The organism is Legionella drancourtii LLAP12, assembly GCF_000162755.2.
In the GTDB taxonomy this organism is placed as follows: Bacteria; Pseudomonadota; Gammaproteobacteria; order Legionellales; family Legionellaceae; genus Legionella; species Legionella drancourtii.
Window position 1 is genome coordinate 172,891 of the sequence record NZ_JH413811.1, and the last position, 5,962, is coordinate 178,852.

Below are 5,962 nucleotides of genomic sequence, written 5' to 3' on the forward strand. Positions count from 1 at the left end.
TTGTTAACTGGTGAGTGCCCCCGTAATTGGGAAAGAACCCTAAAAATTGAGATGTAAAGCCAGCAATATTTTTTTCACCTAAATTAATACAACCCATGACAGAACGGCCTAGAAGGGTTTCTGGAGTATAGTTCTTCGTCACTTGGGCAGAAGTTTGTAAGACACCAATATCGTCTCCAAAATCAACCCATACTTTATAAGCCGGTTTTCTGGCGCGAGGAAACTCTTCTACTTTAACTACAGTACCAGAGCGTAAATCTACTTTTTCAAAATCATCATAAGATATTATCATTTAAAAAATTCCTTACTAAGCAACCACAGGTAAATCAGTTGAACGTAATTCAGGTACTAAGCTCTTTAATAAAATAAATAATTCTGCAACTTGATATTCAGCACAAGCCGTATTTAACAAATGCATCGTCTGTGCTAATTCATCCCAATCTAGTTCGCGAAATTTTGCTTTAAAGAGCTTTTCATGTTCTGTAGGCGCTAATTGCTCCGATTCATGGAATAACTCTTCGAATAGCTTCTCACCTGGCCGTAATCCAGTATATTCAATCATGATGTCCTTTCCTGGCTCTTTTCCTGCTAAACGAATCATCTGTTCTGCCAAGTAACTGATTTTAACTGGTTCCCCCATATCCAAGACAAAAATTTCGCCCCCCGAACCATTAACCATTGCTTGCAAAATCAACTGGCTGGCTTCTGGAATGGTCATAAAATAACGTTGCATATCTGGATGAGTTACCGTGATTGGGCCGCCTGTCTTTAATTGTTTTTGGAATAAAGGCACCACACTGCCTGCCGAACCTAAAACATTGCCAAAACGCACTGTAATAAATTGCGTCTTCGCCCGACGATCTAAATTTTGACAATAAATCTCAGCAACGCGCTTGGTAGTACCCATAATATTCGTAGGATTCACTGCCTTATCAGAGGAAATTAAGATAAATTTCTTAACATCTGAAGTGACACTGGCCTTTGCTATAATCTGTGTGCCAAGTACATTATTCAACACCGCCACACGAACCTGATCCTGCAATAAAGGAACATGCTTGTACGCTGCCGCATGAAATACAATTTCTGGTAAAAAATCAGCAAATAAACGCCCAACAGCAACCTCATCGGTAATACTAACCAAGTTCAGCATCATCGGAATGTTGGGAAACTTTTCACTCAGTTCTTGCTCAATTTGGTATAGATTGAATTCGCTATTTTCGACTATAGCTAAGCTTGCAGGTCTAAGTGCCATAATTTGTCGGCATAATTCCGAACCAATGGAACCACCACCACCAGTGACCAATACGCGTTTACCCGCAATACCCGCCGTTAATTTATCCCATTGTAAATTAACCTCATCTCGCCCTAATAGATCTTCTATATTTACCGGCCTTAATGCATTTACCTCAACACGTCCAGAAGCTAAAGCCGAAAGACTGGGTAACGTTCTAAAGGGAACATTACTGCTTTCACAATAAGTTACAATACGACGCATCTCTACTGAGCGCGCTGATGGAATCGCAATAAAGATTAAATCAATTGAATACTGATTAACACGCTCTGTAATTTGGCGAATAGTACCTAAAACAGGCACGCCATGAACTTCCAAACCACGTTTGCTACTATTATCATCGACAAAGCCAACCGGCTGATAATAATTACTACGCTTTAAATCACGAACCAAACCTTCACCAGCCAAGCCTGCACCAACAATAAGTACTCGCTTAATGTCGGCTAATTCATGGCCTCGAGCGCGTCGGTCCCAATATAAACGGAGCATTAATCGACCACTACAAAGTAAAGTGGTTAAAATCATGCAATACAGGGGAAGGATAGTACGCGGTAAATGCTGCAGTATGGATGTTAAATAAAAAACAGGAATCACCAACATCATGGCACAAAGGGATGCTTTTATAATACGCAACACATCATTGAGCGAAGAAAAACGCCACAGGCCACGATAGGTTTTAAAATAAAAATAACATCCCACCTGAATAACAGTTAATAAAGATAATGCAATATAGGAATGAGAAGACGTTAACATTTTAGGAAAGGGGTGCATGTTATAGCGCAACCAATAGGCAGTATACCATGCCACAGGAATTGCGGTTATATCAAACAACATCACTGGTAATTTTAAGAAGAATTTTCTCATAAATAATGTTAGTTTCTGCATCATAAAATATAAGGCACTGAATCCATTTATAAGAAGAGATAGTACACCATGTTGCTATTTATAACACCAAAAATCGTATCCGGAGTTGCGTAAAATCATAAAACACAGCAATGATACTAATCCCTTGATTGAATTGATTTAATCACCTCTACCCACCGAATGAGTAAACAATTCATAACGATAAGTAGAGTTAGGATCATTACTCACAAAAGCATGCTGGAATTTATAATCATTTTGTTGATTAAGCCAGGCTTTCAAACACACATCGCTCGGTGTGTAGGTTACCTTTCCTTCCTCAATCAAAGAAGTTAAAATAATCACCCCCGGCTTCTCTTGCACAACGTCCTTACAAAATTGTTCATAACGTTGCGCTGCAGGATAATGCGCCATAGACACATTATTCAAGCAATATGAATCAATAAAATTTAAATTACTGTAATAAGGTATCATACCACTATCCGCCAGTACGACGACCTCACCCGAAGCCGTATGAATCGTTAACCAATTCAAGACTTCTTCACGTAATTGCTCCCCTTTGACTGGATTTTGACTAAAGTAACGATAATCAGCCAAAGTCATTCTGGGAATGAAGAAAAAAACCATAAAAAAACAAGGGTATAAAAAAAGATAGGAAGACAATATCCCGACGCTGCAAATACAAAAATACCACCACACTCATCCCTTGCAATGCTAAAGGCAACAATAAAGCAAATGCTGGCAAAAACAATCGATTATTAAAAGCAACAATTGGATCTGAGTCTGCAAGCATGAATAAATATACAAGACTAGGTAACCATAAAAAATAATGGCGTCTATCGTGAGCTGTAAAACAGGCAGGTAAAGCAAACAGCACAAAAGGCCAAATTAATTTAAGGTATGTTAAATCCAAAGATAAAGTAAAAGCCTTAACAAGGCCTTTGCAATATACTGAGTTAGGAAATAAATAACCAAAATAAAAAAGACGCCACACAAAATAAGGTGTAAAAAAAAGCACCAGCGTCAGACTAAAAAGAAGCACTGCATACCAATAATACCTTAATTCTGTTTTTGGTCGATCGATACAGAGCAGGATAAAAAACAAAACCATTAATACTGGTGCTTCTGGACGCGTCATCCCCGCCAGCGCAAGCAATAATCCAGCAACAATTAAAAAAGTTGCTTTTGCTTGCCCACGATTGTATGGGAAAAACTGATAGCCCATCCCGCGTAAGCAAAAATACACTGAACCACAAATCAAGGCTTCATACACCGCCGTTTCTAAGCCAGGAACCGCCCAAATAATTTGCCCTTTATAGGCGAATAAACAAAGAACAGAAAGAAGAGACGCTCGTGTCGTAAACCAAAAACGACTAATCAAATAAAGGAAGTAACCAGTAAAAAATAGCCCGAGCATCCCCGCAACTTTTAGAACAACTACGGGATTGCCGTTTAATAGCAAGCTGAGCGCCGCTAAAGCAACAAAACTAAAATTAGAATATCCTTCCACTGGAGGTGCCTGTACATTCCATACTAAGCCATGACCAGCAGCCCAGTTTTTGGCATAACGCAAAGAAATATACATGTCATCAATGGTAAATGGCCAAATAGCTTGAATTTGCAAAACAAATAAATAAGCCAACAGCAAAATAAAAATGCTGTCATACCATCGTAACTTCCATTTCATGGGGATAAAGCCATAAAGGTCAATACAACAAAACACCAAAGATTAATTCGTGACAAGCGATCACTTAAGAAAACAATAACTGGATCATCATTATCAATATCCTGTGTCGCAAGCCAGCCAAACCGCCACAAGGCAATAGCGGCAAAAGGTACAGTTAACATAAAATAAAACGATTCATCGCGTGCATAGATAATATAAAAAATATAGGTAATAAAAGTAGCGATGCCGCTACCAACAATCAATGCATACAAAATTGCAGGATGATATTTGCGCAAAACTTCGCGTGTTGAATGTTTTAATCCTAAGCGCATTTCTAAGCGTCGCTTATTTAAAGCAATAAATAAACTCAATAACGTCGCCGCAATCGTAAGCCAGGTAGAAATAGGTAGCCCAATACCTATGGTTCCGGCCAAAACCCGTAACATAAAACCTGCGGCAATACACAATACATCAGCAATAGGGATAAGTTTTAGTACCTGGTTATATGCGATGTTAATAATTAAATAGGCGCAAAGAATAATAGCTAGCTTTTTTGAAATCAGCCAGCCTAAAACAAGGCCAGTAATCAGCAACAAAAACAGCATAAAAATCGCTTCGGTTACCGAAATTTTTTCACTGGCTAAAGGTCGGTGCCGTTTATGTGGATGCAGACTGTCTTCTATTCTGTCTTCTATGTCGTTATAAATGTAAACCGCACTGGAAATGAAACAAAATGCAAGTGAAGCCAAGAGCGCAGGCACAAAATATCCAGGAACTGGTGTGTAGCAAAATCCCAGCATTACAAAAACAGCTTTAGCCCAGTGAGATACACGAAGAAGTAAAAATAAATGTTTCAATCGTTCACTGAAACCCACTTTTATTGTGTCATTTGTCAATTTAACCACCTTTTCTCTTATGCCTACATCATCATAGTCCAGGCTACATAAATGTTAAAAGTATCATAATCCTAAAAAAAAGTATCATTTCAATGAGTTAATTACTAAATTAAATGTGATGACTTAATAGATTGCAACATTTTAGTAAATAATAGCCCCATGACATTGCATTTAGACAATGAAGAAGTAAGATAAAATATACAAAAGGATAATTATCGGCGCGCATTGATGCGCATGACACATCAAGGACAGGGGAATATTATGCGATTTACTCTTGTAGCAGGGAGCATTAGACGATTTGACAATCTACGTAGCGATTATGAAGAAGAAAGAAAAATCGATCTGGAAGCAACTCCATCAATGCTAGGTATGCCCACCATGTTTGGCGGCACCGATGTAAAAAACAGACGCAAACAAATTTCATTTATAGAAAAAATGAAATTTGTCCTGAACCGATTTCTATTTGAAGAGGAAGAAATTAAAACTGCCGAACAATGGCAAGCTAATTTAATGGCTTCAAGAATTATGATTGCAGTAGCACTCTATATTCAAAATCAAATTGGTAGTTCAAAAGATAATTCCGCACTATATCGACTAATCAATAAATATTTAGGTGTAACCAACGAAAATTTCTTTGATGATGAAGATCAAGAAAGCTGTTATAAAACTGCAGCTAAATTAATTAATCAACAAGATGCACTTACCCATATTAATGCCGAGCAAAGAATCGTTGGTGGCAAAGAATTTACAAAAGAAGAATGGGAACAATTTGTAAGTTTTATAAAAAATGAAGACAGCAAAAAAAATGCCCCTCGGCCTGTTTACAATAAATATCCGGTCACAACACTCATCCAACCTATTTTTGAAACCGCATTTTCCTATGTGGGTTCAACAATTGGCTGGGTTGTTGCTGAAGCTTTAAGCAATTCATCAGCAGCCATAACTCCACGTTTAAAAGTAACGTCTCTCGTCGGTTCGCTCTTAGTTATGGGGCCTGCAGGCGCAACAGGTGTTGCCTTATTGGCACCAGCAATTGCTTCTAGACTGCTTAGCTCTTTTTGCACCATAAGTTTGGCCAGTATGAGCGGAGCAACTATGGCTTATGTAGGCAAAGGAACTGGGGTGCTTGTTGGTCTGCCTTTTGATCTGGTTTATAATCTGCTAAAAGCCACAGGAGCGTTGATTGTTAGCTACTCCACTACCCCACCTCATCTTGCCCCATTAAATGGAATACGTATTGCTGAATGG

6 protein-coding genes are annotated in these 5,962 nt (G+C 38.4%); 1 reads left to right on the plus strand and 5 read right to left on the minus strand.

Annotation, left to right across the window (positions count from 1 at the left end):
• From LDG_RS06015 to LDG_RS06030, 5 genes are all read right to left on the minus strand, one after another.
• Positions 1 to 292, minus strand: a 292-nt coding sequence (locus LDG_RS06015) for a tRNA-binding protein (RefSeq protein WP_083821388.1), incomplete at its 3' end; no start/stop codon positions are given.
• 15 nt (positions 293 to 307) lie between these two features.
• On the minus strand, positions 308 to 2,155 hold the full coding sequence (locus LDG_RS06020; protein ID WP_407635263.1) for a polysaccharide biosynthesis protein: 1,848 nt from the start codon (positions 2,153 to 2,155) through the stop codon (positions 308 to 310).
• Between the two features lie 159 nt (positions 2,156 to 2,314).
• Complete coding sequence (locus tag LDG_RS20100) at positions 2,315 to 2,749, minus strand: hypothetical protein (RefSeq protein WP_006870314.1); 435 nt, start codon at positions 2,747 to 2,749, stop codon at positions 2,315 to 2,317.
• Positions 2,742 to 3,839 carry a hypothetical protein gene (locus LDG_RS06025; RefSeq protein ID WP_006870315.1) on the minus strand — a complete coding sequence of 366 codons (1,098 nt, stop codon included), beginning with the start codon at positions 3,837 to 3,839 and terminating at the stop codon, positions 2,742 to 2,744. The genes LDG_RS20100 and LDG_RS06025 overlap by 8 nt, the downstream gene beginning before the upstream one ends.
• On the minus strand, positions 3,836 to 4,618 hold the full coding sequence (locus LDG_RS06030; RefSeq protein ID WP_407635265.1) for a decaprenyl-phosphate phosphoribosyltransferase: 783 nt from the start codon (positions 4,616 to 4,618) through the stop codon (positions 3,836 to 3,838). The genes LDG_RS06025 and LDG_RS06030 overlap by 4 nt, the downstream gene beginning before the upstream one ends.
• Positions 4,619 to 4,975: 357 nt before the next feature.
• Here LDG_RS06030 and LDG_RS06035 point away from each other — a divergent pair.
• Positions 4,976 to 5,962, plus strand: a 987-nt coding sequence (locus LDG_RS06035) for a hypothetical protein (RefSeq protein ID WP_040534697.1), incomplete at its 3' end; no start/stop codon positions are given.